The 24,457-nt window shown below is 55.7% G+C and carries 30 protein-coding genes and 1 pseudogene; 12 read left to right on the forward strand and 19 right to left on the reverse strand.

Features of this window, described 5'->3' with window-relative positions:
* The first annotated feature begins 6 nt into the window (after nucleotides 1-6).
* From AM410_RS11030 to citG, 7 genes are read left to right on the forward strand one after another with little or no spacing between them, the layout of a single operon-like run.
* Nucleotides 7-870, forward strand: coding sequence for a fumarylacetoacetate hydrolase family protein (locus tag AM410_RS11030; RefSeq protein ID WP_014171588.1), 864 nt, complete (start codon nucleotides 7-9; stop codon nucleotides 868-870).
* Between the two features lie 10 nt (nucleotides 871-880).
* The gene (citC, locus tag AM410_RS11035) at nucleotides 881-1,906 is read left to right on the forward strand and encodes a [citrate (pro-3S)-lyase] ligase (RefSeq protein ID WP_014171587.1); all 1,026 of its coding nucleotides are present in this window, start codon (nucleotides 881-883) and stop codon (nucleotides 1,904-1,906) included.
* A gap of 16 nt (nucleotides 1,907-1,922) precedes the next feature.
* On the forward strand, nucleotides 1,923-2,216 hold the full coding sequence (gene citD / locus AM410_RS11040) for a citrate lyase acyl carrier protein (protein WP_020883681.1): 294 nt from the start codon (nucleotides 1,923-1,925) through the stop codon (nucleotides 2,214-2,216).
* Nucleotides 2,213-3,088 (forward strand): citrate (pro-3S)-lyase subunit beta, encoded by an 876-nt coding sequence (citE, locus tag AM410_RS11045; RefSeq protein ID WP_014171585.1) that lies wholly within the window; start codon nucleotides 2,213-2,215, stop codon nucleotides 3,086-3,088. The genes citD and citE overlap by 4 nt, the downstream gene beginning before the upstream one ends.
* 10 nt (nucleotides 3,089-3,098) lie before the next feature.
* Entirely contained in the window at nucleotides 3,099-4,616 is a 1,518-nt protein-coding gene (gene citF, locus AM410_RS11050; RefSeq protein ID WP_108647811.1) for a citrate lyase subunit alpha, read from the forward strand.
* A 2-nt stretch (nucleotides 4,617-4,618) separates the two neighbouring features.
* Nucleotides 4,619-5,158, forward strand: coding sequence for a citrate lyase holo-[acyl-carrier protein] synthase (gene citX, locus AM410_RS11055; protein ID WP_108647812.1), 540 nt, complete (start codon nucleotides 4,619-4,621; stop codon nucleotides 5,156-5,158).
* The gene (gene citG, locus AM410_RS11060) at nucleotides 5,136-5,945 is read left to right on the forward strand and encodes a triphosphoribosyl-dephospho-CoA synthase CitG (protein WP_108647814.1); all 810 of its coding nucleotides are present in this window, start codon (nucleotides 5,136-5,138) and stop codon (nucleotides 5,943-5,945) included. Before citX ends, citG begins: the two co-directional genes overlap by 23 nt.
* A gap of 18 nt (nucleotides 5,946-5,963) precedes the next feature.
* Here the strand turns inward: citG and AM410_RS11065 are convergent, their stop codons facing one another.
* The 4 genes from AM410_RS11065 to mutY all read right to left on the reverse strand — a co-directional run bounded on the left by AM410_RS11065 (nucleotide 5,964) and on the right by mutY (nucleotide 9,950).
* Nucleotides 5,964-7,220, reverse strand: a complete 1,257-nt coding sequence (locus tag AM410_RS11065) for a nucleoside permease (RefSeq protein WP_020883685.1) — start codon at nucleotides 7,218-7,220, stop codon at nucleotides 5,964-5,966.
* Nucleotides 7,221-7,465: 245 nt separating this feature from the next.
* Nucleotides 7,466-8,542, reverse strand: a complete 1,077-nt coding sequence (gene mltC / locus AM410_RS11070; RefSeq protein ID WP_025203253.1) for a membrane-bound lytic murein transglycosylase MltC — start codon at nucleotides 8,540-8,542, stop codon at nucleotides 7,466-7,468.
* A 56-nt stretch (nucleotides 8,543-8,598) separates the two neighbouring features.
* Nucleotides 8,599-8,871 (reverse strand): oxidative damage protection protein, encoded by a 273-nt coding sequence (locus tag AM410_RS11075; protein WP_013098674.1) that lies wholly within the window; start codon nucleotides 8,869-8,871, stop codon nucleotides 8,599-8,601.
* Between the two features lie 26 nt (nucleotides 8,872-8,897).
* Nucleotides 8,898-9,950 carry an A/G-specific adenine glycosylase gene (gene mutY / locus AM410_RS11080; RefSeq protein WP_181012753.1) on the reverse strand — a complete coding sequence of 351 codons (1,053 nt, stop codon included), beginning with the start codon at nucleotides 9,948-9,950 and terminating at the stop codon, nucleotides 8,898-8,900.
* 144 nt (nucleotides 9,951-10,094) lie between these two features.
* Between mutY and trmB the strand changes: the two genes are divergently transcribed.
* Genes trmB through AM410_RS11095 form a run of 3 tightly spaced genes read left to right on the forward strand, consistent with a single transcriptional unit; the run spans nucleotide 10,095 to nucleotide 11,913 of the window.
* Nucleotides 10,095-10,814 carry a tRNA (guanosine(46)-N7)-methyltransferase TrmB gene (gene trmB / locus AM410_RS11085; RefSeq protein ID WP_020883687.1) on the forward strand — a complete coding sequence of 240 codons (720 nt, stop codon included), beginning with the start codon at nucleotides 10,095-10,097 and terminating at the stop codon, nucleotides 10,812-10,814.
* Nucleotides 10,814-11,140, forward strand: coding sequence for a YggL family protein (locus AM410_RS11090; RefSeq protein WP_020883688.1), 327 nt, complete (start codon nucleotides 10,814-10,816; stop codon nucleotides 11,138-11,140). The genes trmB and AM410_RS11090 overlap by 1 nt, the downstream gene beginning before the upstream one ends.
* Nucleotides 11,141-11,196: 56 nt before the next feature.
* The gene (locus tag AM410_RS11095) at nucleotides 11,197-11,913 is read left to right on the forward strand and encodes a DUF2884 domain-containing protein (protein ID WP_020883689.1); all 717 of its coding nucleotides are present in this window, start codon (nucleotides 11,197-11,199) and stop codon (nucleotides 11,911-11,913) included.
* A 62-nt stretch (nucleotides 11,914-11,975) separates the two neighbouring features.
* On the opposite strand, the pseudogene AM410_RS11100 reads toward AM410_RS11095, so the two are convergent.
* The 6 genes and pseudogenes from AM410_RS11100 to AM410_RS11125 form a co-directional block, all read right to left on the reverse strand.
* Nucleotides 11,976-12,337 (reverse strand): annotated as a pseudogene (locus tag AM410_RS11100) (endonuclease domain-containing protein).
* Nucleotides 12,338-12,400: 63 nt separating this feature from the next.
* On the reverse strand, nucleotides 12,401-13,543 hold the full coding sequence (gene hemW, locus AM410_RS11105; RefSeq protein WP_108647818.1) for a radical SAM family heme chaperone HemW: 1,143 nt from the start codon (nucleotides 13,541-13,543) through the stop codon (nucleotides 12,401-12,403).
* Nucleotides 13,536-14,129 (reverse strand): XTP/dITP diphosphatase, encoded by a 594-nt coding sequence (locus tag AM410_RS11110; RefSeq protein ID WP_014171572.1) that lies wholly within the window; start codon nucleotides 14,127-14,129, stop codon nucleotides 13,536-13,538. The genes hemW and AM410_RS11110 overlap by 8 nt, the downstream gene beginning before the upstream one ends.
* A 3-nt stretch (nucleotides 14,130-14,132) precedes the next feature.
* Nucleotides 14,133-14,429, reverse strand: a complete 297-nt coding sequence (gene yggU, locus AM410_RS11115) for a DUF167 family protein YggU (protein ID WP_014885193.1) — start codon at nucleotides 14,427-14,429, stop codon at nucleotides 14,133-14,135.
* On the reverse strand, nucleotides 14,426-14,992 hold the full coding sequence (locus AM410_RS11120; protein WP_014171570.1) for a YggT family protein: 567 nt from the start codon (nucleotides 14,990-14,992) through the stop codon (nucleotides 14,426-14,428). The genes yggU and AM410_RS11120 overlap by 4 nt, the downstream gene beginning before the upstream one ends.
* Nucleotides 14,993-15,013: 21 nt before the next feature.
* Complete coding sequence (locus AM410_RS11125; protein ID WP_044865459.1) at nucleotides 15,014-15,715, reverse strand: YggS family pyridoxal phosphate-dependent enzyme; 702 nt, start codon at nucleotides 15,713-15,715, stop codon at nucleotides 15,014-15,016.
* Between the two features lie 17 nt (nucleotides 15,716-15,732).
* On the opposite strand from AM410_RS11125, the gene AM410_RS11130 reads away from it, so the two are divergent.
* Nucleotides 15,733-16,758 (forward strand): type IV pilus twitching motility protein PilT, encoded by a 1,026-nt coding sequence (locus AM410_RS11130; RefSeq protein WP_108647820.1) that lies wholly within the window; start codon nucleotides 15,733-15,735, stop codon nucleotides 16,756-16,758.
* On the opposite strand, the gene ruvX is transcribed toward AM410_RS11130, so the two are convergent.
* The 9 genes from ruvX to AM410_RS23895 form a co-directional block, all read right to left on the reverse strand.
* Nucleotides 16,724-17,140 (reverse strand): Holliday junction resolvase RuvX, encoded by a 417-nt coding sequence (gene ruvX, locus AM410_RS11135; RefSeq protein ID WP_014171567.1) that lies wholly within the window; start codon nucleotides 17,138-17,140, stop codon nucleotides 16,724-16,726. The two genes, AM410_RS11130 and ruvX, sit on opposite strands and share 35 nt — an antisense overlap.
* The gene (locus AM410_RS11140) at nucleotides 17,140-17,700 is read right to left on the reverse strand and encodes a YqgE/AlgH family protein (RefSeq protein WP_020883695.1); all 561 of its coding nucleotides are present in this window, start codon (nucleotides 17,698-17,700) and stop codon (nucleotides 17,140-17,142) included. The genes ruvX and AM410_RS11140 overlap by 1 nt, the downstream gene beginning before the upstream one ends.
* Before the next feature lie 86 nt (nucleotides 17,701-17,786).
* Nucleotides 17,787-18,734: a glutathione synthase gene (gene gshB / locus AM410_RS11145; protein ID WP_020883696.1), complete on the reverse strand. Its 948-nt coding sequence runs from the start codon at nucleotides 18,732-18,734 to the stop codon at nucleotides 17,787-17,789.
* A 39-nt stretch (nucleotides 18,735-18,773) separates the two neighbouring features.
* Nucleotides 18,774-19,505 carry a 16S rRNA (uracil(1498)-N(3))-methyltransferase gene (gene rsmE, locus AM410_RS11150; protein WP_020883697.1) on the reverse strand — a complete coding sequence of 244 codons (732 nt, stop codon included), beginning with the start codon at nucleotides 19,503-19,505 and terminating at the stop codon, nucleotides 18,774-18,776.
* Nucleotides 19,506-19,557: 52 nt separating this feature from the next.
* Nucleotides 19,558-20,265 carry a deoxyribonuclease I gene (gene endA / locus AM410_RS11155; RefSeq protein WP_106503478.1) on the reverse strand — a complete coding sequence of 236 codons (708 nt, stop codon included), beginning with the start codon at nucleotides 20,263-20,265 and terminating at the stop codon, nucleotides 19,558-19,560.
* Between the two features lie 94 nt (nucleotides 20,266-20,359).
* On the reverse strand, nucleotides 20,360-20,857 hold the full coding sequence (locus AM410_RS11160; protein WP_032670169.1) for a SprT family zinc-dependent metalloprotease: 498 nt from the start codon (nucleotides 20,855-20,857) through the stop codon (nucleotides 20,360-20,362).
* 58 nt (nucleotides 20,858-20,915) lie between these two features.
* Nucleotides 20,916-22,313, reverse strand: coding sequence for a galactose/proton symporter (gene galP, locus AM410_RS11165; protein WP_014171560.1), 1,398 nt, complete (start codon nucleotides 22,311-22,313; stop codon nucleotides 20,916-20,918).
* 367 nt (nucleotides 22,314-22,680) lie between these two features.
* Complete coding sequence (gene metK, locus AM410_RS11170; protein WP_014171559.1) at nucleotides 22,681-23,835, reverse strand: methionine adenosyltransferase; 1,155 nt, start codon at nucleotides 23,833-23,835, stop codon at nucleotides 22,681-22,683.
* Nucleotides 23,836-23,982: 147 nt separating this feature from the next.
* On the reverse strand, nucleotides 23,983-24,165 hold the full coding sequence (locus AM410_RS23895; protein ID WP_025203262.1) for a hypothetical protein: 183 nt from the start codon (nucleotides 24,163-24,165) through the stop codon (nucleotides 23,983-23,985).
* Between the two features lie 94 nt (nucleotides 24,166-24,259).
* Here AM410_RS23895 and AM410_RS24345 point away from each other — a divergent pair, with 94 nt between their 5' ends.
* The gene (locus AM410_RS24345; RefSeq protein ID WP_419763464.1) at nucleotides 24,260-24,403 is read left to right on the forward strand and encodes a hypothetical protein; all 144 of its coding nucleotides are present in this window, start codon (nucleotides 24,260-24,262) and stop codon (nucleotides 24,401-24,403) included.
* Nucleotides 24,404-24,457 lie beyond the last annotated feature (54 nt).

Raw genomic sequence — 24,457 nt, forward strand, 5'->3', positions numbered from 1 at the left:
AGAACAATGAAACTCGCAAGCTTTTTATACCAGGGAACACGCAGCTACGGCATCGTTCAGGCCGAAGGTGTGATTGATTTAGGTCGCCGTCTCGGCGACCGCTACAGCGACCTCAAAGCGCTGCTGCAGGGCAACGGGCTGGCTGAGGCCACCCGTTATCTCAACGACGCCGTGGATGTCCCTCTGAATGCCATCACCTTCTTACCGGTGATTGAGCAGCCGGAAAAAATCCTCTGCGTGGGCATGAACTACGCCGACAAACGCAAAGAGTTTGACCAGCACAACCCGGCGCCGACGCTGTTCGTCCGCTTCCCGGATTCGCAGACCGGCCATAACGAACCGGTGCTGAAGCCGCGTCACTCCAGTGAATTCGACTACGAAGGAGAGCTGGCGGTCATCATCGGCAAAGCCGGAGAGAACATCAGCCGTGATGAGGCGCTGCGCCATGTGGCGGGTTACAGCTGCTATATGGACGGTTCCGCCCGCGACTGGCAGCACACCTGGTTTACGGCGGGCAAGAACTGGCGTCAGACCGGAGCGTTTGGCCCGTGGATGGCGACGGCTGATGAGATCCCGGACCCGCACCAGCTGGCGATCCGCACCTGGCTTAACGGCCGTATGGTGCAGGAAGACAACACCAGCAGCATGATCCACAAGGTCGCGGAGCTTATCGAATACATCAGTACCTTTACCCGCCTCAGCCCGGGCGATGTGATCATCACCGGCTCCCCTGGCGGCGTGGGCAAAAAGCGCAACCCGCCGCTGTTCATGAAAGAGGGCGATCGCATTGAGGTTGAGATCGAGCATATCGGTCATCTGAGCAATGTGATCATGGAAGCGCCCGCCACCGGGCTTGCGGCAGCACACTGAGTAAAACGGCATGAACAGTCAACCCACTATCGATTTTCGCCACACCCTTGTGGCGAAACACCCGGAACGCTTAAGCCAGATCCGTTACCTGCTGGCAGACAGCGGCCTTGGCCTGGACAACGACATCACGCTGTTTGTCGAAGCCTGGTCCGGCACGCAGCTGGTGGGTTGTGCCGGGCTTGCCGCTAACGTCATCAAGTGCGTGGCGGTAAACGAGCAGCTTCGTGGGGAGAACCTCAGCGCACGGTTGCTGGCAGAGGTGGAAAATGCGGCGCTGGAGCGCGGCCATTTTCACCTCTTCCTCTGCACCCGTCCGTGCAACAAGGAGCGCTTTGGCCGCAGCGGCTTCTGGCCGATTGCCCAGAGCGGGAACAACGCGGTGCTGATGGAGAACACCCCGCAGGGGATCCAGCGCTACTGCCGCGCGCTCAAGTGCCAGCGCAAGGCCGGGAAGAAGATTGGCGCGATCGTGATGAATGCGAATCCGTTTACACTCGGCCACCGGCATCTGGTCGAGCAGGCCGCGGGGCAGTGCGATGCGCTGCATCTGTTTGTGGTGCGCGAGGATGCCTCGTTCTTCCCGTTCAGCGCCCGGCTAGAGATGGTACGGGCGGGCGTGGCGCATCTGCCGAACGTGATTGTGCATGAAGGATCGCAGTACATCATCTCCCGCGCCACGTTTCCGGCCTACTTCCTGAAAGAGACCGGCAAAGTACAGCAGGCGTGGAGCGAAATCGATGTGCTGATCTTCCGGGACTTCATCGCCCCGGCGCTGGGTATTACGCATCGCTTTATCGGTTCGGAGCCGTTTTGCGATATCACCCGTCAGTACAACCAGACCCTGCACGACCTGCTGGCCTCGCAGATTGACGTGGTGGAAATGCCGCGCATCAAGGTCACCGGCAACGCTATTTCCGCGTCGGAAGTCCGCCGCTTGCTCAAGACACAGCAGTTTTCCCGGATCCGGGAGATTGTCCCGGACTCCACCTTCGCGCACCTCGAAACGCATTACCGTGCGAGTGCGGAAGTCGCATAACTATCAGGAATTTATCATGAAAATTGTAAGGGAGGCGCTGGCCGGTACGCAGGAGTCCAGCGACCTGATGGTAAAAATTGCCCCCGCTCAGGGTGAGCTGGAAATTATCATCCACAGTGAAGTGATTAAGCAGTTTGGCGAACATATTCGCCAGGTCGTTAACGACACATTGCGCGCCATGAACGTGCACCAGGGATTAATTATTGTTGAAGACAAAGGGGCGCTGGACTGTGTGATCCGCGCCCGCCTGCAAAGCGCGCTCCTGCGCGCAGCCGATGAGCCAACACTTAACTGGGGGGCGCTGAAATGAGCAAACTCCGCCGCAGTATGCTGTTCCTGCCGGGCGCAAACGCCGCCATGCTCTCTACGGCATTTATCTACCGCCCGGACTCCATCATGTTTGACCTTGAAGACGCCGTCGCCCTGCGCGAGAAGGATACCGCGCGCATGCTGGTGTTTCATGCCCTGCAGCACCCGATGTATCAGGATATCGAAACCGTGGTGCGCATTAACCCGCTGAGCACGCCGTTTGGCTTGCTGGATCTGGAAGCCGCCGTGCGGGCAGGGGTGGACGTGATTCGATTGCCGAAAACCGACACCCCAGAGGATATCGATGAGCTGGAAGGGCATCTGGCGCGTATCGAGCGTGAATGTGGGCGCGAGCCGGGCTCGACCCGCGTCATGGCGGCTATTGAGTCCGCGATTGGGGTGATTAACGCCGTGGCCATTGCCCGCAGTTCTCCGCGCTTAATCGGGATCGCGCTGGCCGCCTTTGATTATGTGATGGACATGCAGACGGAACGCGGGGATGGCACTGAGCTGTTTTATGCCCGCTGTGCCGTGCTGCACGCCGCCCGCGCCGCGGGTATCGACGCTTTCGACGTGGTGTGGTCGGACGTTAACGATGAAGCCGGCTTCCTGCGCGAGGTCGATTTGATCCGCAAGATGGGCTTTAACGGTAAATCGCTGATTAACCCACGTCAGATTGACCTGTTACATAACGCCTATGCCCCAACCCAGCAGGAAGTGGATCACGCGAAACGGGTGATTGAAGCGGCAGAAGAGGGGGAGCGTAACGGCCTGGGCGTCGTGTCGCTCAACGGCAAAATGGTCGATGCCCCTATTATTAACCACGCGCAGATGGTGCTGGAACGCGCGGCGGCCTCCGGCGTGCGTCGTTAAGGATTACACAATGAATCAGACAGAACTTCTCCATGTGAATTTCCCCCATCTGCGGGACTTAAAACCGTTTGATGCTGCCCACAGCGCAACGCCATGGCTGAACAGCCCTGACGAAAAACACACCCGTAAGCTCTGTGCTTCGGTCGAAGAGGCGGTGTTACGCAGCGGGTTACAGGACGGGATGACCGTCTCCTTCCACCACGCGTTTCGCGAAGGCGACCGGGTGATCAATACCGTCGTGGCGCTGCTTGCGCGTATGGGCTTTAAAAACCTGACGCTGGCTTCCAGCTCGCTGATGACCTGTAACGACGCGCTGATCGAACACATCGAAAGCGGTGTTATCACCCGGATTTATACCTCCGGTATGCGGGGCAAGCTGGCGGACGCTATCTCACACGGGTTGATGGCCGAGCCGGTACAAATTCACTCCCACGGCGGGCGCGTGAAGCTGTTGCAGGACGGTGAGCTGAATATCGACGTGGCGTTTCTTGGCGTGCCGTGCAGCGATGAATTTGGCAACGCCAACGGCACGCACGGGAAATCGTGCTGCGGCTCGCTTGGCTATGCAATGGTGGATGCGCATTTCGCCCGTAAGGTGGTGCTGCTGACCGAAGCGCTGGTGCCGTTCCCGAATATGCCCGCCAGCCTGGTGCAGGATCAGGTGGATTACATTGTGCAGGTGGAGAGCGTGGGTGACCCGGCGAAAATCAGCGTCGGTGCGGCTCGCGTGACCAGTAATCCGCGTGAGCTGATGATTGCCCGCTACGCGGCGGATGTGATTGAACATTCAGGCTATTTCAAACCCGGTTTTTCCATGCAGACCGGCTCCGGTGCGGCGGCTACCGCCTGTACCCGCTTTATGGAGGAGAAAATGGAGCGCAGCGGCGTGAAGGCGCGCTTCGCGCTCGGGGGCATTACCGGCAGCCTGGTGGATCTGCACGAGAAAGGCCTGATCGAAAAGCTGCTTGATACCCAGTGTTTCGACGGCGAGGCTGCAGCCTCGCTGGCACGAAATCCGAATCATGTGGAGATCTCCACCAACGTTTATGCCAACCCCGGCAGCAAGGCAGCAAGCTGCGACCAGCTTGATGTGGTGATCCTCAGCGCCCTGGAAATTGACGTCGATTTTAACGTCAATGTTATTACCGGCTCTGACGGCGTAATGCGTGGGGCATCCGGCGGACATTGTGATGTGGCCGCGGCGGCAAACCTGACCATCGTGGTCGCCCCCCTGCTGCGTAGCCGTATTCCAACCGTCGTGAAGCGGGTGACCACCCGGCTGACGCCCGGGGAGAGCATCGACGTGCTGGTTACCGATCACGGCATCGCGGTTAACCCGGCACGCCCGGAAATCCGCGAACGACTGCTTGCCGCAGGCCTCAACGTTGTCGATATCAACGCGCTTTTCGAGCGGGCGATATCACTGACCGGCGTACCAAAACCCATTGAGTTTACCGACAAAATCGTCGGTGTGATCCGCTACCGCGACGGCAGCGTCATCGACACCGTTCGACAGGTGAAGGAGTAATGATGACTGTAGCGACACCCGTGCGGGCGGGTGTCAGCCTGGAGGAGCTGCTGGTGGCGAAAGAGCGCCGTGCAGCACGCCAGACTGACTGGCTCACGCACTATCAACAACCGGTGATTTCTCTCACGCTCGTCACCCCCGGGGAGATCAAAGACAGCCTGCGCTATCGCAATACGATGGGCGTGGCATTGCAGATGTGCGACCAGCTGCTGTGGGAAAACCGCTGGCAGGTGCTGGACCGCCAGGTGCTGTGGCTGCCCACCGGGCCAGAAGCAATCTGGTGCGTGGCGCATCCGGCGGCGGAAATCAAAGCGCACTGTACGGATCTGGAGCAGACTCACCCGCTCGGCAGGCTGTGGGATTTGGATGTGATCTGCCCGGCACAGGGGCATGTAGGGCGCCAGTCTTTAGGGGCACACCTCCGGCGCTGTCTGTTATGTGATGAGCCTGCCCACGCCTGTTCCCGTTCGCGTAAGCATCCTGTAGAGCAGGTGGTGGCTCGCGTGGAGAAGATGATCGATGACTGGTTTGCTCGCGACTAACCCGCAGCCATGCGATGTGCCAGGGCTCGCCGAAGAAGCGTTATGGCAGGAGCTGGCGTTGACGCCCAAGCCGGGTCTGGTGGATAAGCTCAACAACGGTGCACACCGCGATATGGACCATGCGCTGTTTACCCGCAGTATTGCGGCTATCACCCCGTGGTTTGCGCGCTTTGCAGAGCTGGGTCATACCCATGCGGATAAACCCGCGGCGGAACAAATACGGATCATTCGCCCGATGGGCATTGCCTGTGAACAGGCAATGTACGCTGCAACGTGCGGGGTGAACACGCATAAAGGCGGCATTTTTGCCCTTGGTTTGCTGTGCTTTGCCGCCGGACGTGTGAAACATGCCACGGCTGAGAGCCTCTGTAGTGAGGTGAGTCACCTCTGTCGCGGGCTGGTGGCGCGTGAGCTGGCGGCCCGCAGTGGACAGGCGACGGCAGGGGAGCGGCAGTTTCAGCAGTATGGTTTAACCGGCGCGCGGGGCGAAGCGGAAAGCGGTTTTGCTACGGTGCGTGCAGCGCTGGCGCAATGGAACGGGCACGCGCTGCATGACCTGCTGCTGCGCCTGATGGCGATGAATCAGGACAGTAACCTGGTGTCGCGCGGTGGTATGGAAGGGCTGCGCTATGTGCAGGGTTATGCGCGGGCATTACTGACGCGTGGCTGGGATCGTGATGCATTAATACAGATGGACAATGCGCTCATTGAACGGAATTTAAGCCCGGGGGGCAGTGCGGATTTATTGTCGGTAGGATGGGTGCTGGCGAAATTACCCCTCTCCTGAAAGGAGAGGGGATAATCATTAATGCGCGATAGGCTGCGCAGCGTGCGGTTCGCGTACGTGCTTGTACTTGAACAGTGCGATAAACGCGAAGAACAGTACCAATGAGTACGCGGCGAAGATAAGCCACACGGGCTGCCAGTTGGTGATGCCGTTAGTGGTGTACATCTCAACCACTTTACCGCTCACCACCCCGCCCAGAATACAGCCGAAGCCGTTGGTCATCATCAGGAACATACCCTGAGCACTGGCGCGAATTTCAGGTTTCACCTCTTTTTCCACAAACACCGAACCAGAGATGTTGAAGAAGTCGAAGGCGCAGCCGTAAACAATCATCGACAGAACCAGCAGCACGGTACCGAACGGGCTTGGGTCGCCGTAGGCAAACAGACCGAAGCGCAACATCCATGCAGCGATACTGATCAGCATGACGTTCTTGATGCCGTAGCGGCTCAGGAAGAACGGGATGGTCAGGATGAACAGCGTCTCAGAGATCTGAGAGATGGACATCATCACTGACGCATGTTCAACGATAAAGCTGCCAGAGAACAGCGGGTTATTGTCGAAGCTGTGCAGGAAGGTGTTGCCGAACATGTTGGTGATCTGCAGTTCCGCACCCAGCAGCATGGAGAAGATAAAGAAGATCGCCATGCGTTTGTTTTTAAACAGCGCAAAGGCGTCCAGACCGAGCATGGTGCTCCAGCTTTGGTTTTTCTGCTGGTTAGACACCGGAATATGCGGCAGGGTCAGGGTGAACAGCGCCAGCACCACGGAGAGTGCCGCCCCGATGTAGAGCTGCATATGGCTCAGTTCGAAGCCTGCGAAGCTCACGCCCCACATTGCCATGATAAAGCCGATGGTGCCCCAGATACGGATTGGCGGGAAATCGGTGACGATTTCCATACCGGCAGATTTCAGGCGGTAGTAGGAGATGGTGTTGATCAGGCCAAGCGTTGGCATGTAGGCCAGCGAGTTAAACAGGATCACCATGAACATCGCCCCCGGCGTGGTGACCTGGGCTGCCATAAACAGCGTCCCCGCACCCACCAGATGGCAAAGCATGTACAGCCATTTCGCACTTAACCATTTATCCGCCACGATACCCAACAGCGTTGGCATAAAGACAGCCGCAATGCCGAGCGAGCTGTAGACGGCACCGATAGACGCACCATCGAACTTGAGCGTCACAAACATATAGGAGCCGAGTGTAGTTAGCCAGCTACCCCACAGGCAGAACTGCAGAAACGACAATATTTTAAGCTGCAGCTTAAGGTTCATGTTACTTTCCTCACAAGTGAGCGGGAGATATGTTGTTATAGGAACATTCAGGGTTGTTATTTGATGCAATTCTATCAGCAGGCGAGGTTATGTTTTGTTACCTCCCGCAAAAAAATGCAATCCACATTAATTTGCAGTTTGGATTGTGATGCAAATAACATTTTCGTATGGGTGGGAGCGGGGAAGGTGCGGTCTGATGCCCTCACCCTGGCCCTCTCCCACAGGAAGAGGGCAGGGTAAAGGGTTTAGCGTCGACGGTAGTTTTTTTGCGCCGTGTTCACTTTATACAGATAACGACGCGATTCCGCAGACGGGTGTCGGGTGGTGAGCGTGGAATAGACATCCCCCGGCGCCATACTGTTGATGATATTCGCCGCCTGCACTTTGTCACTCGAGAAGACGCGCAGGACGCTGCCCGCACCGCCGTTATACGCGGTGATCACCGCATAGCGACGTGATGTCGGGTTATCAATTCCACCCAGGTAGACATTGTTGAGCATCGCCAGGTAGGCGGTACCGGTATCAATGTTGCTTTGCGGATCGAACAGATAACTGCGGCTCGGCGTACCGGATTTACCCTGAGCGCGGAAGACGTCTTTACCTGCGCTGTGCTGCACGACCTGCATCAGCCCCAGCGCGTCGGAACGGCTTACCGCGTACGGGTTAAACGACGATTCGGTCTGCATGATCGCCAGGATCAGCGACTCATCCACGCCGTACTTACGCGAGGCCTGACGCACCATGCCAATGTACTTATGCGCACGTTTGTCGAGGTGGTTCGGCACGAGGTTGATGGTGACGCTGTAGATGATCTTCAGGCCGTTAGAGCGGCTTTTCAGGCGCGTCTGCAGCAGATAATCGGCAAATTTTGTGGCACGCCCTTCCCAGCGGATGGCCTGTCCGGTCTGATCGACAACCTGGCCGTACAGGAACGGTTCTTTGGAGATGGTGATGTCATCGGCGTCGGAGTAGAGATCGATTGAGCCTGGATCATCACCCATCAGCAAGGTTTTCACGATCGCCTGACGTAACCGTGCGGCAGGTTCGGTGCCTGCGATGGTTTCAACCGTGATAGTCCCCTCATCAAAGTTGATGTGGCTACGGGTCTGATAGGCGTCGGTGTACTTAACGTAGTCCTTAGGTCCGGCAATAAGAACTTCGTTAAATCCCCATATATTTTCGATGTTATGGGCAAACTGCCCCATCAAAATGTCAAAACCGTTGGTGTCCTTTATCCAGGCTTCGTTGTAATCATCGCCTTTTTTGGAAGAACAAGAGACAAGCAACGGCGCAACAAGGGCTAGCGCTAAAAATTTTTTCATCATTCCGGGAGTGCGTGTTGTGTTTGCTTGTACGGCGGAGTTGCCCCCGCACGCTGTTATTTTTCCGGCGGCGTATAGCCTTCGATGTGGACGTCTTTGCCTTCGAACAGGAAGTTCACCATCTCCTGCTCAAGCAGTTTGCGGTGCTCCGGGTTCATCATGCTGAGTTTCTTCTCGTTGATCAGCATGGTCTGTTTTTTCTGCCACTGTCCCCAGGCTTCTTTGGAAATTTCGTTATAGATGCGCTTACCCAGTTCGCCCGGATAAAGCTGGAAATCCTGGCCTTCAGCGTCACGCTGCAGGAAAGTACAAAAAATAGTTCTGGCCATACTCATTCCTCTGTTGGTGGCTGATGCTAAACCATTGCACCGGCACGTAATTGCTGTAACAGGCGCTCCACGGGAGCCGCCAGCCCGACTGATGGCGGTTGCGCTAAGTTATACCAGAGAGCCGTTCCTTCATCCATGCAGGCAGTGATTGAGGACACGGGAAGCCACATCGGTACAATATCCAGATGGAAATGGCTAAAGGTATGACGAAACGCGGTCAGCTGCGTCAGGTTATCGGCAGCGATGCCGCGCTGTTTAAGCCATTCCCGTAACAATTCTTCATTTTCAAACTGTGGGAAGCAGTATAGACCACCCCACAGGCCGCTCGGCGGCCGCTGCGCCAGAAAGACCCCATCGCCATGCTGCATCAACAGCATGTAGCCGGTGCGTTCTGGCAGCGTCTGCTTTGGCTTTTTGCCCGGATACTGCGCCCATGAATGGTTCGCATAAGCCACGCAGAGATTATTGACCGGGCAAAGTTCGCATTTCGGTTTTGATCGCGTGCAGACCATGGCCCCCAGGTCCATCATCGCCTGGTTAAAGCGCTCCACGCCTTTTGCCGGGGTAACCGCTTCGCTGATCTCCCACAGCCGTTTTTCGACCTCTTTTTTTCCCGGCCAGCCGTCAACGGCATAGCATCGTGCGAGGACGCGCTTCACGTTGCCGTCGAGGATCGGGAAATGCTTGCCTAAAGACAGGGAGAGGATCGCGCCTGCGGTTGAACGTCCGACGCCGGGCAAATCAGCCACTTCATCGAAGGTTTCCGGAAATGTGCCGCGGTGTCGGGTCGCCACCTGCTGCGCGGCTTTATGCAAATTGCGCGCACGGGCGTAGTAACCGAGACCGGTCCACAGGTGCAGCACCTCGTCTAATGGCGCATTGGCCAGGTCGGTCACCGTTGGGAAACGTGCCATAAAGCGCTCGAAGTAAGGAATCACCGTGGCGACCTGCGTTTGTTGCAACATCACTTCGGAGAGCCATACTTTGTAAGGCGTTTTTTCAATTTGCCAGGGCAGGGTTTTACGCCCGTATTTGTCGTACCAGTCCAGCACCTGGGCTGAAAATTGAGAGGCTTGCATGGTCATCGATTCGTATAATCAGGGACGCCGATTGCAGCACAGCGTCAATCTGCTGTAAACCGGATCTTTCCCATGCTTGCATAGAAGCCTTAACTTTGGATAATGCCCGTTTCCCGAACATTCTCACAAGCAGACAACTCTTTTATGAAAAACGACGTCATTTCACCGGAATTTGATGAAAACGGTCGCCCGCTGCGCCGTATTCGCAGCTTTGTCCGCCGTCAGGGTCGCCTGACCAAAGGGCAGCAACATGCGCTGGACAACTACTGGCCGGTGATGGGCGTTGAGTTCAGCGAGCAGCCTCTGGACTTTACCGAGCTGTTTGGCCGCGACGCGCCGGTAACACTGGAGATTGGCTTCGGTATGGGGTCTTCACTGGTTACCATGGCCCACGCGCGCCCGGAGCAAAATTTCCTCGGCATTGAGGTGCACTCACCAGGCGTAGGCGCATGTCTGGCAACGGCTCATGAAGAGGGCGTTGAGAACCTGCGCGTTATGTGTCACGACGCGGTTGAAGTGCTGCACAAAATGATTCCTGACAATTCTTTGACGATGGTTCAGCTCTTTTTCCCTGACCCGTGGCACAAAGCACGGCATAATAAACGCCGTATCGTTCAGGCGCCGTTTGCTGAGCTGGTAAAAAGTAAGCTGAAACTGGGCGGTGTCTTCCATATGGCGACCGACTGGGAACCTTATGCGGAACATATGCTGGAAGTCATGTCGTCTCTGGACGGGTATAAAAACCAGTCTGCAAGCAACGACTATGTACCGCGTCCGGATTCACGTCCGGTGACAAAATTTGAACAGCGTGGCCATCGTCTTGGTCACGGCGTATGGGACTTAATGTTCGAGAGGGTGAAATAATGGCAAAGAATCGTAGCCGTCGTCTGCGTAAAAAAATGCACATCGAAGAATTCCAGGAAGTGGGCTTCTCCGTTGCGTGGCGTTTCCCGGAAGGCACCAGCGTAGACCAGATCGATCAGGACGTAGATGCGTTCATTAATGAAGTGATCGAGCCAAACAAGCTGGCCTTTGATGGTAGCGGTTACCTGGCATGGGAAGGTCTGATCTGCACCCAGGAAGTCGGTAAATGCACCGAAGAACATCAGGCGCTTGTGCGCAAATGGCTTGAAGACCACAAACTGGAAGATGTCCGCGTCAGCGAACTTTTTGACGTTTGGTGGGACTAATTAAGCAGTAAGGGGCCAGCATTAGCTGGCCCATTTTGTCTGAGGGAGTGTTTAAGATGCGCAAAACGTTGCTGGCTGTTGCCTTAATGGCAACCGGATTCACCGCTCATGCGGAGTATAAATGTAGCGTCACCCCGCGTGATGACGTGGTGTTAAGCCCGCAAACCGTGCAGGTCAAAGGCGAGAACGGTCATCTGGTGATTACGCCGGACGGGAACGTCACATTTAACGGTAAACAGTACAACCTGACCCCCGCTCAGCGTGAGCAGGCGAAAGACTACCAGGCCGATTTGCGTACCGCGCTGCCGTGGATTGATGAAGGTGCCCTGACGCGCGTAGAGAAGAGCCGCGTCGCGCTGGATAAGATCATCACCAAAGAGGTGGGTGAGAGCAGTAACATGCGCACCCGCCTGACGAAGCTCGACAAACAGCTGAAAGAGCAGATGAACCGCATTATTGAGCATCGCTCCGACGGCCTGACGTTCCATTACAAGGCAATCGATCAGGTTCGTGCCGACGGTCAGCAGCTGGTGAACCAGGCAATGGGTGGCATACTGCAGGACAGCATTAACGAGATGGGGGCTAAAGCGGTGCTGAAAGGCGGCGGTAACCCACTGCAGGGCGTGCTCGGTAGCCTGGGCGGCCTGCAGACCTCGATTCAGAACGAGTGGAAGAACCAGGAAGACGATTTCCAGCAGTTCGGCAAAGACGTCTGTAAGCGCGTGGTGTCGCTGGAAGATAGCCGCAAGGCGCTGGTGGGAACGCTGAAGTAATTTCCCCTCACCCTAACCCTCTCTCTAAAAGGGGCGAGGGGATGGTTTGCGCCCTCTCCCTTTTAGAGAGAGGGCCGGGGTGAGGGTTGCAGCATTTGCAGTGTTTCAAGGATCTTTTCTAACACCGCTTCTTCGTTATTCCAGAGTTCGTTGTTCCAAAATCGAATGACATACCAGCCTTTCTCGTTAAGCCAGCACGTTCTTTGACGATCGTATTCCTGCTTTTCATCATGTTGCCCGCCATCCAGTTCAATAGCCAGATGAGCCGCACAGCAGGCGAAACCAGAATGTAGTGATCTACAGGATGTTGTCGACGAAATTTATAATTTTCGAAACGGCGGCTGCGCAGTAGATACCAAAGCCGTCTTTCTTCTTTTGTCAGCTCCCGTCTAAGCTGTTTTGCATAAGTACGAGTAATATCCATCCCCACACTCTGCCAGCCTTTCCCTCAGCCGGCAGAATGGGGTGCAAAATCCTGAATCAGCCTTCAGGAATCTTCTGCGAGGAACAACTCAAGGAGGGAGTTTAAAAACAGTTTGCCGTGCTCGGTGATCTGCCAGTAATCCTCACACTCGGTGAGATATCCCTGCGCCAGCGCCTCGTCAATCTGCGGACGAATCGTGGCTTCCGGCAATCCGGTATAACGCGCAAACTCCGCACGTGGTGCGGGTTCCAGCAAGCGGAAGCGGTTCATAAAGAACTCAAACGGTTTATCCGCCGCCTCAACATCATGCTGACGTTCAAGGTAGCGGCCTTCCATGTAACCACGCGGATGACGCGTTTTGGCGGTACGCAGGATGCGCCCGTCAGGGAAGGTCACTTTACCGTGTGCGCCACAGCCAATCCCCAGATAATCACCAAAGCGCCAGTAGTTCAGGTTGTGCTGACACTGGTAACCCGGCTTCGCGTATGCGGAGGTTTCGTACTGCTGATAACCTGCTGCGGTCAAAAGCTGATGACCTTGCTCAAAGATATCCCACAGGGCGTCATCATCCGGCAGCACCGGCGGACGGGAACCAAACAGCGTGTTTGGCTCAATAGTCAGCTGATACCAGGAGAGATGCGGTGGGTTAAGCGCGATCGCCTGACGCAGATCGTCCAGCGCTTCCTCCAGCGACTGGTCCGGCAGGCCGTGCATCAAATCCAGGTTAAAGCTGCGCAGGCTTAAGCCAGTGGCCAGGTTTGCTGCTCGCTTTGCCTCTTCCGGGCCGTGAATGCGTCCCAGACGTTTCAGCTTCGGCTCGCTAAAGCTCTGGACACCGATCGAGATGCGGTTTACGCCTGCACGTTGATAATCGACAAAACGGTCGGCTTCAACGGTGCCGGGGTTGGCTTCCATCGTTATTTCAGCATCCGCGGCCAGGTTCAGGCGCGCACGCACGCCGTCCAGCAGCGTTTGCATCGCCGGGCCAGAAAGCAGGCTCGGCGTACCGCCACCAATGAAAATGGTCTTAACTTCACGTCCCTGTGCGTAAGGTACATCGGCATCCAGGTCGGCCAGCAGATGCGCAACGTAGTCATCATGCGGCACTTCACCTTTTAGCGCGTGCGAGTTGAAATCGCAGTACGGGCATTTCTGCACGCACCACGGGATGTGAATATAAAGACTCAGAGGCGGCAAATTAGCCATTACGCAGTGCTTCCAGTAACAGTTTCAGGGCGCGTCCACGGTGGGAAATCGCGCTTTTCTCTTCGCGGGACAGTTCCGCAGCGGTTTTGCCCTCAGACGGGACAAAGAAAATCGGGTCGTAGCCAAAGCCACCACTGCCTGCCGCTTCACGGGTAATCACACCCGGCCAACTGCCGTGGCAGACGACTGGCGTAGGGTCTTCGGCATGACGCAGATAGACCAGTACGCAGTGGAACTGAGCCTGGCGTTTATCATCTGGCACGTCTTTCAGTGCGACAAGCAGCTTTTCCAGATTCTGCTGGTCGGTGGCATCGACGCCAGAATAGCGTGCGGAGTAGATACCCGGCGCACCGCCAAGGGCATCTACCGCCAGACCGGAGTCGTCGGCAATCGCGGGCAAACCGGTAATCTGTGCGGCATGGCGCGCTTTCAGGATCGCGTTTTCGATAAACGTCAGCCCTGTCTCTTCGGCGGAATCCACACCCAGTTCGGTCTGTGCAACGACATCCAGTCCAAAATCATTTAATAGCGAGGCCAGCTCGCGCACTTTACCGGCGTTACCGGTAGCGAGAACAACTTTCTGCATGGTTTAATCCTGCTCTGTCAGCGCCGCGACTTCCGTCGGGATAGATTGCGGGTTGAGAATTTTTACCTGTTTATGCCGCCCAAGTTCACCTTTCTCGATGATCACCTGGCTTTTGGCGACACGAAACTGTTTTGCCAGATATTTGGTCAGATGCGCATTCGCCTGGCCATCAACCGGTGGGGCAGTGATGGCGACTTTTAGCTCGTCGCCATGCAGTCCAACAATACTGTCACGGCTGGCTTTAGGCTGAATATACAGCCGTAAAACCAGCCCGTCAGCGCAAGTGCTCACTGCACTCATAGCGCCATCCACAGCCCCGGCAGCAGCATATCGCCCGTGGACTGTAACAGCTCAGCGATCCCCATATTCACGACGTACAGCAGCAGAACCAGGATCATCGGAGAGAAATCGATGCCGCCCATAGACGGAAGCAGGTTACGGATTGGACGCAGCAGCGGTTCAGCCAGCTGAATTAACGCGTACTCCACCGGGCTACGGCCCTGGCTTACCCAGCTCATGATCGCCATGACCAGCAGCACCCAGAAGATCAGCAGACCGACGGTTTTTATCAGAATCAGTACGGCGGCAATCCAGATTATCGGCTGGAAGGTGATAACCATAAACAGCACAATCGCTTTGATAACGCTCAGAATAAACGCGACCAGCAGAGAAGCACTGTCAATGGGGCCCATCGCCGGAATGACGCGACGCAGCGGTCCTACGATAGGTTGCGTGATTTTCACGACAAACTGCGAGAACGGATTGTAAAAATCACAGCGGGCCCACTGCATCCAGACGCGCAGTAACAGCGCCATCGTATACAGCTCAATGACCGTTGAAAGCAGGAAAGTCAACGTCTTCATGGCGTTCCTCAGGTTTCCTTATTATTGGGTGTAATCGCGCGCACCGAAAATTGCCGTGCCGATGCGCACCATAGTGCTGCCTGCCGCGATGGCGGCTTCCATATCATCCGACATGCCCAGAGAAAGCGTGTCTACCGTTTGATAGCGCGCTTTAAGCGCCTCAAATGCTACAGCCATTTGCTGTGCCACGGCAAACTGCCTTTCATAACTTGACTCCGGTGCCGGGATGGCCATCAACCCGCGCAGGGTTAAGCGCGGCAGTGCCGCGACGTCTGCTGCCAGCGCATCCAGTTCTTCCAGCGCAATACCGGACTTGCTGTTTTCGTCACTGATGTTGACCTGAATCAGCACATTCAGCGGCGGTAACGCTTCAGGGCGCTGGTCGTTCAGGCGCGAAGCAATACGCAAACGGTCAATGGTATGGCACCAGTCGAAATGTTCAGCGACCAGACGGCTTTTGTTCGACTGCAAGGGGCCAATAAAGTGCCATTGCAGATCCGTCTTCCCCTGTTCCTGGAAGAAGCGAATTTTATCCACGCCCTCCTGCACGTAGTTTTCACCAAACGCATGCTGACCCGCCTCAATCGCATCTGCGATGGCGCTCGCAGGCTTGGTTTTACTCACTGCAAGTAACGTAATTTCTTCTGAAGCACGGCCGCAACGTGTTGCTGCAGCTGAGATTTTGTCCCGGACCTGTGCCAGGTTGTGCGCAATGTCGTTCATTTTCCGAGGAGTATTGTATGGATGTGGAAGAAATTGTGGCCCTTAGTGTAAAGCATAATGTCTCCGATCTACACCTGTGCAGTGATTCGCCACCGCGCTGGCGCAGATCAGGTCGTCTTGAACCCGCGCCGTTTCCGCCGCCCGAAGTCGATACGCTATTAAAAGCGTGGCTCAACGATGAACAGCAGGGAACGTGGTGGGCGAACGGGCAGGTGGATTTTGCCGTTACCCTGGCGGGCAATCAGCGCCTGCGCGGAAGCGCGTTTAAACAGACAAGCGGCGTCTCAATGACGCTGCGGCTGTTGCCCGGGGTCTGCCCGCAACTCTCCGTGTTGGGGGTGCCCCGGGTTGTTCCTGAGCTGTTATCCAGTGACAACGGGCTAATTCTGGTCACCGGGGCAACCGGCAGCGGTAAGTCCACTACGCTGGCAGCGATGGTGGATTTTCTTAATCACCATACTGACGGGCATATTCTGACGCTCGAAGACCCGGTGGAGTTTCTGTACCAGAGCGAACGGTGCCTGATCCAGCAGCGCGAGATTGGCCAACACAGCCCGTCATTTGCCGACGCGCAGCGCGGGGCGTTACGCCAGGATCCTGATGTCATACTGCTGGGTGAGCTGCGCGACAGTGAAACAATCCGCCTCGCGCTGACGGCGGCAGAAACCGGACATCTGGTGCTCGCGACACTGCATACCCGCGGGGCAGCGCAGGCGATTGAGCGGCTGGTCGATACGTTTCCGGCGCAGGAGAAAGATCCGGTGCGCAATCAGCTGGCCGGCAGCCTGCGGGCGGTGCTGGCGCAAAAGCTCCTCCCCGATGCGCAGGGCGGGCGCGTGGCGCTTTATGAGCTGCTGGTGAATACTCCGGCGGCGGCGAATCTCATTCGCGAAGGAAAAACGTGGCAATTGCCCGGTATTATTCAAACCGGCCAGCAGGCGGGGATGCAGAACTTTGACCAGAGCCTGGCTGAAAGACGGGCGCAGGGGCAACTCCAGGCCCCGGCGCTCAATAACCCTGTTCGAAATAGCTTTCGAGAATGATGACAGCAGACGCGGAGTCAACGCTGCCTTTGTTGAGAGCCCTGAAGCCGCCGTGTTCAAAAAGACCTGCACGTGCTTCAACGGTGCTCAGACGCTCGTCGTGGAGCTTCACGGAGACGCCAAAGCGGCCATGGATTTTATTGGCGAACTTACGCGCTCGGGCGGTAAGCGGTTGTTCAGTGCCATCCATGTTCAGCGGTAACCCAACGATGACGTCATCCGGCTGCCACTCTTTTAGCAGGCGCTCAATGAGGTTCCAGTCCGGTGTGCCGTCACTGGCCTTCAGGGCCGTGAGTGGACGTGCGGTACCCGTGATTCGCTGACCCACGGCGACGCCTATGCTTTTGGTGCCAAAATCGAAGGCCAGAAGTGTTCCGCTCATCAGGCATGCCCCGCTACGCCAGGCATAGTCAGGATATCAATGCCGATCAGTTTTGCGGCGTCACGCCAGCGATCGGCAATAGGGGTTTTAAACAGAATGTTCATGTCCGCAGGCGCGGTCAGCCAGGCGTTATCGAGGATCTCTTGCTCAAGCTGGCCTTTCTCCCAGGAGGAGTAGCCCAGCGCCACCAGCACTTCCGACGGCTGCTCAGCGGTACCCAGCGTTTCGAGCACGTCGCGAGAGGTCGTAATGACGGTGTTGTCAGAGATGCGAATACTGGAAGAGAAGACCGGCGGCGTATGCAGGATAAAACCGCGATCCTCTGCGAGTGGCCCGCCCAGCATCACCGGTTTATCAAGCCTGATTTCCGGCAGACGCTCTTCAGCCGAAATTTTCAGCTTGTCCAGAATCCCTTCAACCTGCAGGTTTTCCAGCGGTTTGTTGATGATAATGCCCATCGCGCCGTCTTCATTGTATTCACAAATATAAACCACGGCGCGGCGAAAAATCGGATCCTGGAGAGCAGGCATGGCAATAAGAAAGTGATGCTGTAAATTCATTGTCAGAGGTACTGTTTCCTGGTTTAAAAAGCGACAGCCCCAGTATGCGGACAAACCGGGGTGCTGTCACTAATAGTATTGAAAGGTTATTTCTGTAAACGTTTCTCGATGGCGTCCATCAGCATTCCGGTGATCGAAATCGGGAATTCCGCTTCGATTTCACGAATACAGGTTGGGCTGGTCACGTTCACTTCGGTCAGACGATCGCCGATGATATCCAGGCCGACAAAAATCAGGCCCTTGGCTTTCAGTGTCGGGCCAACGCGGCGGGCAATTTCCCAGTCGCTTTCACTTAACGGGCGCGGCTCACCGCGGCCACCGGCCGCCAGGTTACCGCGGGTTTCGCCGCCCTGCGGGATACGCGCGAGGCAATACGGCACCGGTTCACCATCCACCACCAGAACGCGTTTATCGCCATCTTTAATGGCCGGGAGGTAGTTTTGTGCCATGCAGTAACGCGTGCCCAGCTCGGTCAGCGTTTCGGCAATCACCCCAATATTCGGGTCGCTCTCCTTCACGCGGAAAATAGATGCGCCACCCATGCCGTCCAGCGGTTTCATGATGATGTCGCCGTGTTTCTGCCAGAACGCTTTCAGCTGTGCCTTGTTGCGGGTCACCAGCGTTTCAGGCGTCAGGTCAGAGAACCATGCAGTGTAGAGCTTCTCGTTACAGTCGCGCAGGCTCTGCGGTTTGTTGACGATCAGCGTTCCTTTCTCTTCCGCGCGCTCAAGGATATAGGTGCAGTAGATGTATTCGGTGTCGAACGGAGGATCTTTACGCATCAGAATGACATTGAGGTCGGCAAGGGCAATATCCTGCTCGGTGCCGAATTCATACCATTTGTCGTAATTCTGCTCGACGTTAACGATGCGGGTGCGTGCGCGGGCTTCACCGTTGATCAGGTAAAGATCGTTCATCTCCATGTAGTGGAGTTCATAGCCGCGACGCTGCGCTTCCAGCAGCATCGCGAAGCTGGAATCTTTCTTGATGTTAATGTTTGCGATGGGATCCATCACGATGCCGAGCTTGATCATTTTCATCTCCGTTAAAAGCCTGAGGGCTCAGGCTTAGCGTTAACCCAGATCGCCAAAACGCACCTGTAGCGCGGTAATGGCTGTGAGTGCCGTTGTCTCAGTACGCAGAACGCGAGGTCCCAACAGAATATCAGTAAACTGGTAACGCGCCGTCATGGCAATTTCGTCAGCGGACAAGCCGCCTTCCGGACCAATCAGCAGGCGAACACGTTCAACGGGTAGCGGCAGCGTATTGATGCTGGCGCTGGCGCGTGGATGGAGATTGAGCTTCAGCCCGCTTTCCTCTTCAGCACACCAGTCCTCCAGATCCATCGCCGGGCGGATCTCCGGAATACGGTTGCGGCCACTCTGTTCACAGGCAGCAATGGCAATTTTCTGCCACTGCTGGATCTTTTTATTCAGACGTTCCGCATCCAGTTTAACGCCACAGCGCTCAGAAAAAAGTGGCGTAATGAGGCTTACACCCAGTTCAATGGATTTCTGGATGGTGAATTCCATCTTTTCTCCGCGCGACATCACCTGTCCCAGGTGTATGTGCAGCGGAGATTCACGGTCATCCACTTCGCCGCGCAATATCGTTACATGCACGCTTTTTTTATCAGCACGCGTAATTTCCGCGTCGAAAACCTGATTAGAACCATCAAACAGCTGAATAGCTTGCCCTGCTCCCATGCGCAGTACGCGACCAACATGGTTGGCGGCATCGTCAGAGAGGGCAATTTCGCGGCCGACGGTAATCAGCTCAGGGTGGTAGATGCGAGGAATGCGCATAGTCAGAAATTCCATATGTCATGCGGTGTAAGCGAATTGCCGCTAGTGTAGGTTAGCTCTTTTGCGCCTGGCAAGCCCGCTGGACGTAAGGGTTGTGATTACCCTGAACTTTCGCGATGCGCGCGTCACGCTGGCATTCCCATTCCGTCACCGGATATTGCTTGTCCCACGCGTTGAACAGCTGCGTCTGCTGGCGGGAAAGGTTGAGGTCGTAACGGTCACGCATATAGAAATAGGTGCGGGCGATACTGCCGCGCGCGCGGGCCGGGGGCTCAGCGACTTTCTCTTTAAAATCAACCTTCATGCCGCACTGGCCGTACTGACCCTCTCCGCCGTTCCACTGGCTGTACATAAAGTTGCCGCGATCGCCATTCACCTCGCCAACCGCGGGTTGCAGGTTGTGCATATCGCTTTCCATCTGGCGATAGACCGGATCTTTGGCGCAATTTTTACGACCGCCATCCTGCCAGCACTGACGCTGGTGGCCAAACTGCCATGCCGGCACCACGTGTTCCCACTCGATGCGGCTGGCGCGGTTTTCATTCTTACGCACTTTATAGCCGCAGGATTCGAGATCAACGATCCCTTTTTTACCCTGCCAGTTAATCTTACAGCCGCAATAAAAATCACCGGGAACATCCGCGTTGACCTTTACGCCTGCCGCTTTTGCCTGGGAGAAACTGTTAATACCGTCGGCCAGAACCTGGCCGGAGAGTGCTGTCGCCAGAAAAGCGACCGCGAGAGAAAAATTACGGGACATCTTACACTCCGTGTCAAAACGAGCCCGCAACGTAACGAATGTTGTTCCTGTATGCAATCAGTCAGATCAGGAAAGTTCCTGAAAGTTCAGTTGGTTATTCCGCGACCAGCGGTTCACCACATTTGACGCAACGGTAGGTGGCCTCGCCGCGCACCACGCGATTATGACGGCGAACGGTAAGCTGATGCTGCTGACACTGGCAGCGGTAGGGGAAGGTATTGCGGCGTACCGACTCAAGTTCAAACTGATGGGTTCTGCGTGCCGGAACGCCCAGCACGGCTTCCATCATCCACTTCCACTCTTTGCCGTGGGGTGCCACGCGGCCAAAGTGTTTCCATACCAGCAGGTGCGCCAGCTCGTGCGGCACCACTTCCTCAATAAACGCCTGCTGATTTTCCAGCATCAGCACCGGGTTCAGACGGATCTCATAGGATTCGAGCCACGCCGTACCCGCCGCCGTGCCACGCTGTTGGTAGACGAGTTTCGGCTCAGGGTAATTCCGGCCGAGTTTCAGGTTGGCCTGGGCGAGTTTTTCCCGCAGGCTGCGCATAACGGCTTGCTGAAGGGCGATGGGGAGACGGGGTGCTTTCATAGGGGCAGAGCATAAAGCGCGAAGCGGGGAGGTGCAAGAGGCACCTCCCGCCAGAGAATTAGTCGTGTGCGCCAATCTCGCGCAGTGGACGACCTTTCATCAGGTTACGTTCAATATGTTCCAGTGACACGTGTTTGGTTTCAGGAACCAGCCACAGCGTCAGAACAATAAAGAAGATGTTCAGGCCGGAGTAGACCCAGAAGGTGTTCGCGTTGCCCAGCGTATTGAGCATGGTCAGGAACGTCGCACCGACAATCATGTTGGCAATCCAGTTGGTCGCGGTGGAGCAGGTGATACCGAAATCACGCCCTTTCAGCGGCTGGATTTCAGAGCACAGCACCCAAATCAGCGGACCGGCGCTCATCGCAAACCCGACGATAAACATCAGCAGCATGCCCACCGCGAAATACTGGGCGGTTGGAGAGTGAATCCCCACGTGCATCATCGTGCCGAGAACCCCCATACCGGCGGCCATCACCAGGAAGCCCAGCGTCAGGGTTGGCTTACGGCCCCAGCGGTCCACTAGACCGATAGCGATAAAGGTCGCCAGAACGTTGGTCAGCCCAACGATGACGGTCCCCCACATCTGCTCGGTGGTATTGGTATACCCCGCCAGTTCAAAGATTTTTGGTGCGTAGTACATGATGACGTTCATCCCGGTGAACTGCTGCATCACCTGCAGGAGCACGCCCAGGAATACCGCACGACGGAAGTTGCTGTTCTCTTTAAACAGCGCCCAGCCTGACTGTTTTACCTTCAGGCTCTCGCGGATCTCTTCCAGTTCGTTTTTCGCTTCCGCGCTGGTATCGCGCAGTCGCAGCAGCACGCGCTCGGCATCGACGAAACGACGCTTCGCTGCAAACCAGCGTGGGCTGTCCGGCAGGAAGAAAACGCCAATCAGCAGCAGAATGGCAGGGATAATGATCACGCCAAGCATCCAGCGCCATGCGCCGCTGTAGCTGAACGCGGTATCGGAAAGGTAAGCTCCGAGGATGCCGATGGTGATCATCAGCTGGTACATCGAAATCATACTGCCACGGATTTTCTCGGGTGCGATTTCAGAGAGATAGAGTGGGGCGGTATACGACGCCACACCCACGGCCAGACCAAGCAGCACACGGGAAAGCAGCAATACCTCAACGTTTGGAGCCGCTGCTGAGAAGAGCGAACCTGCAACAAACAGAATTGCACCGATCATCAGGCTCTTTTTGCGGCCCAGCCTGAAAGAGAGCCAGCCGCTGCCCACGGCACCCACGGCCGCACCAAACATCATGGAACTTACTACCCACTCCTGGGTGTGAGCGCTTATCTGGAACTCTTCAGTGATAAAGGGTAGCGCACCGGCAATCACGCCAATGTCCAGGCCAAAAAGTAATCCTGCCAGGGCGGCGAGGAAGCAGACGAAAAATGTCATCGCCTTATTGGACGTACGCCCCTGTTTTTTATTGTCAGGCATTATGCCCTCCAGTTGGGTTATCAGTTTTATCGATGTTAAGGGTAAGTGAGCAACCCGTATAAATATGTGAGATAAATCACATTGGTGTAATCGGTTACACTAGTGTGCAACCGTAAATAAAATTAAAGCTTTGAAAATATAGAGGTAAATTAGTTGATGCGCATCGCGTTTGAATGAATTTCAGACTTAACTGAAAGGAAATGTAACAGCATAAGACATGCGATCATGCAAAGAGATTATTCTGAAAGCGAGGTATATCGGGTGGGGTGTAATCGGTTTCACGCAAAGCGCAATGTCAGGCTCTCTGGCTGACAAAAGCAAAAGGCCAGCACGGGGCTGGCCTTTTTTAACATTCGCTGTCAGTCGATTATTTCAGACCAGCAGCTTCACGCAGCAGAGCGGCTTTGTCGGTTTTTTCCCATGGGAAATGTTCACGACCAAAGTGACCGTATGCAGCGGTTTCTTTGTAGATTGGGTGCAGCAGATCCAGCATCTGAATCAGACCGTATGGGCGCAGGTCAAAGAACTCGCGCACCAGCAGCGTCAGTTGCTCGGATGGCACTTTCTCGGTACCAAAGGTTTCAACCATGATGGAGGTCGGTTCAGCCACGCCGATAGCGTAGGAAACCTGAATCTCACAGCGGTCAGCCAGGCCAGCAGCAACGATGTTTTTCGCAACATAACGCGCAGCGTACGCAGCAGAACGGTCAACTTTAGACGGGTCTTTACCGGAGAAGGCACCGCCACCGTGACGCGCCATGCCGCCGTAGGTATCAACGATGATTTTACGGCCGGTCAGACCGCAGTCACCCATTGGGCCGCCGATAACAAAGCGTCCGGTTGGGTTGATGAAGTATTTGGTTGCGGAGCTCAGCCATTCAGTTGGCAGAACCGGCTTGATGATCTCTTCCATCACTGCTTCCTGCAGGGATTTCTGGTCGATCTCTTCGGAATGCTGAGTAGACAGAACGACCGCGTCAATACCGACGATTTTGCCGTCGTCGTACTGGAAGGTCACCTGGCTTTTCGCATCAGGACGCAGCCACGGCAGGGTGCCATTCTTGCGCACTTCAGCCTGACGCTGCACCAGACGGTGTGCGTAGGTCACTGGCGCTGGCATCAGCACGTCAGTTTCGTTGGTTGCATAACCAAACATCAGGCCCTGGTCGCCCGCGCCCTGCTCCAGCGGATCGGCACGGTCAACGCCCTGGTTGATGTCCGGAGACTGTTTGCCAATTGCGCTCAGTACCGCGCAAGAGTTGGCATCAAAGCCCATATCAGAATGGACATAACCGATCTCACGAACCGTGTTACGGGTGATCTCTTCGATATCCACCCATGCGCTGGTGGTGATCTCACCGCCAACCAGAACCATGCCGGTTTTGACGTAGGTTTCACACGCGACGCGCGCTTTTGGATCCTGTGTCAGGATCGCATCAAGCACCGCATCGGAGATTTGGTCAGCAATTTTATCTGGATGTCCTTCTGATACGGACTCGGACGTAAACAGGTGTTTTGCCATGTTTTATTTCACCTAAAAGGAATTTGTTTAGCTCAAGCTGCTGTGTGGAATAGCCAAAGGAGATAATTCTACCAAGGCCTGCAGGTTAATGACACTGGCAGTCTGAGTGTTAATCAGTATGGATGGATTAACATCTGGATGGCTATTTTAGGTCAGTTCTTCGCCCGATTTCCAGTTTTTTTTGACTAACCTCTCACTGAGTTGAATTCGCTGCTGGAAATTTTTCCTGACGGCGCTGGCAACCCGCGCATTTATCTTTTGCAATTTACCCCTGTTCTCGGTATAAAACGCGGCGCGCGGCTCATACCAATAAGCGCTCGATGAACTCATCGTGTCGCCACTTCCAGCCGGGTTAAGCAGTGAACTTTTAGCTTTGGCTTGTGGTCCGTTTCAGCAGGAGCGGCCGTGGAGGTGATACGAGATAATGAACCAGTGTTTTCCGCTAATTCAGCGCAGCCGTTCTGGCGCGTATTTGATTCCCGCAACCCGCATTTCTAATCTGCAAACCTGCCGATGTTATACCCATCTCGGGGCTTCTCAGGATTCCAGGGCCGGTCACGCTTTGTGAAAACTGAACAAGGGCGCTCTTGTTAAGACAAGAGTTTTCTCGTGGTTTCGCCGA

Origin of the sequence: Enterobacter cloacae complex sp. FDA-CDC-AR_0164, assembly GCF_003071645.1 — a bacterium.
Lineage (GTDB): Bacteria > Pseudomonadota > Gammaproteobacteria > Enterobacterales > Enterobacteriaceae > Enterobacter > Enterobacter ludwigii.

What these genes read in the sequence shown, in the direction of transcription:
- AM410_RS11030 (WP_014171588.1), top strand. Translation starts at nt 7, where the DNA reads ATGAAACTCGCAAGCTTTTTATACCAGGGAACACGCAGCTACGGCATC.
- citC (WP_014171587.1), top strand. Translation starts at nt 881, where the DNA reads ATGAACAGTCAACCCACTATCGATTTTCGCCACACCCTTGTGGCGAAA.
- citD (WP_020883681.1), top strand. Translation starts at nt 1,923, where the DNA reads ATGAAAATTGTAAGGGAGGCGCTGGCCGGTACGCAGGAGTCCAGCGAC.
- citE (WP_014171585.1), top strand. Translation starts at nt 2,213, where the DNA reads ATGAGCAAACTCCGCCGCAGTATGCTGTTCCTGCCGGGCGCAAACGCC.
- citF (WP_108647811.1), top strand. Translation starts at nt 3,099, where the DNA reads ATGAATCAGACAGAACTTCTCCATGTGAATTTCCCCCATCTGCGGGAC.
- citX (WP_108647812.1), top strand. Translation starts at nt 4,619, where the DNA reads ATGACTGTAGCGACACCCGTGCGGGCGGGTGTCAGCCTGGAGGAGCTG.
- citG (WP_108647814.1), top strand. Translation starts at nt 5,136, where the DNA reads ATGACTGGTTTGCTCGCGACTAACCCGCAGCCATGCGATGTGCCAGGG.
- AM410_RS11065 (WP_020883685.1), bottom strand. Translation starts at nt 7,220, where the DNA reads ATGAACCTTAAGCTGCAGCTTAAAATATTGTCGTTTCTGCAGTTCTGC.
- mltC (WP_025203253.1), bottom strand. Translation starts at nt 8,542, where the DNA reads ATGAAAAAATTTTTAGCGCTAGCCCTTGTTGCGCCGTTGCTTGTCTCT.
- AM410_RS11075 (WP_013098674.1), bottom strand. Translation starts at nt 8,871, where the DNA reads ATGGCCAGAACTATTTTTTGTACTTTCCTGCAGCGTGACGCTGAAGGC.
- mutY (WP_181012753.1), bottom strand. Translation starts at nt 9,950, where the DNA reads ATGCAAGCCTCTCAATTTTCAGCCCAGGTGCTGGACTGGTACGACAAA.
- trmB (WP_020883687.1), top strand. Translation starts at nt 10,095, where the DNA reads ATGAAAAACGACGTCATTTCACCGGAATTTGATGAAAACGGTCGCCCG.
- AM410_RS11090 (WP_020883688.1), top strand. Translation starts at nt 10,814, where the DNA reads ATGGCAAAGAATCGTAGCCGTCGTCTGCGTAAAAAAATGCACATCGAA.
- AM410_RS11095 (WP_020883689.1), top strand. Translation starts at nt 11,197, where the DNA reads ATGCGCAAAACGTTGCTGGCTGTTGCCTTAATGGCAACCGGATTCACC.
- hemW (WP_108647818.1), bottom strand. Translation starts at nt 13,543, where the DNA reads ATGGCTAATTTGCCGCCTCTGAGTCTTTATATTCACATCCCGTGGTGC.
- AM410_RS11110 (WP_014171572.1), bottom strand. Translation starts at nt 14,129, where the DNA reads ATGCAGAAAGTTGTTCTCGCTACCGGTAACGCCGGTAAAGTGCGCGAG.
- yggU (WP_014885193.1), bottom strand. Translation starts at nt 14,429, where the DNA reads ATGAGTGCAGTGAGCACTTGCGCTGACGGGCTGGTTTTACGGCTGTAT.
- AM410_RS11120 (WP_014171570.1), bottom strand. Translation starts at nt 14,992, where the DNA reads ATGAAGACGTTGACTTTCCTGCTTTCAACGGTCATTGAGCTGTATACG.
- AM410_RS11125 (WP_044865459.1), bottom strand. Translation starts at nt 15,715, where the DNA reads ATGAACGACATTGCGCACAACCTGGCACAGGTCCGGGACAAAATCTCA.
- AM410_RS11130 (WP_108647820.1), top strand. Translation starts at nt 15,733, where the DNA reads ATGGATGTGGAAGAAATTGTGGCCCTTAGTGTAAAGCATAATGTCTCC.
- ruvX (WP_014171567.1), bottom strand. Translation starts at nt 17,140, where the DNA reads ATGAGCGGAACACTTCTGGCCTTCGATTTTGGCACCAAAAGCATAGGC.
- AM410_RS11140 (WP_020883695.1), bottom strand. Translation starts at nt 17,700, where the DNA reads ATGAATTTACAGCATCACTTTCTTATTGCCATGCCTGCTCTCCAGGAT.
- gshB (WP_020883696.1), bottom strand. Translation starts at nt 18,734, where the DNA reads ATGATCAAGCTCGGCATCGTGATGGATCCCATCGCAAACATTAACATC.
- rsmE (WP_020883697.1), bottom strand. Translation starts at nt 19,505, where the DNA reads ATGCGCATTCCTCGCATCTACCACCCTGAGCTGATTACCGTCGGCCGC.
- endA (WP_106503478.1), bottom strand. Translation starts at nt 20,265, where the DNA reads ATGTCCCGTAATTTTTCTCTCGCGGTCGCTTTTCTGGCGACAGCACTC.
- AM410_RS11160 (WP_032670169.1), bottom strand. Translation starts at nt 20,857, where the DNA reads ATGAAAGCACCCCGTCTCCCCATCGCCCTTCAGCAAGCCGTTATGCGC.
- galP (WP_014171560.1), bottom strand. Translation starts at nt 22,313, where the DNA reads ATGCCTGACAATAAAAAACAGGGGCGTACGTCCAATAAGGCGATGACA.
- metK (WP_014171559.1), bottom strand. Translation starts at nt 23,835, where the DNA reads ATGGCAAAACACCTGTTTACGTCCGAGTCCGTATCAGAAGGACATCCA.
- AM410_RS23895 (WP_025203262.1), bottom strand. Translation starts at nt 24,165, where the DNA reads ATGAGTTCATCGAGCGCTTATTGGTATGAGCCGCGCGCCGCGTTTTAT.
- AM410_RS24345 (WP_419763464.1), top strand. Translation starts at nt 24,260, where the DNA reads ATGAACCAGTGTTTTCCGCTAATTCAGCGCAGCCGTTCTGGCGCGTAT.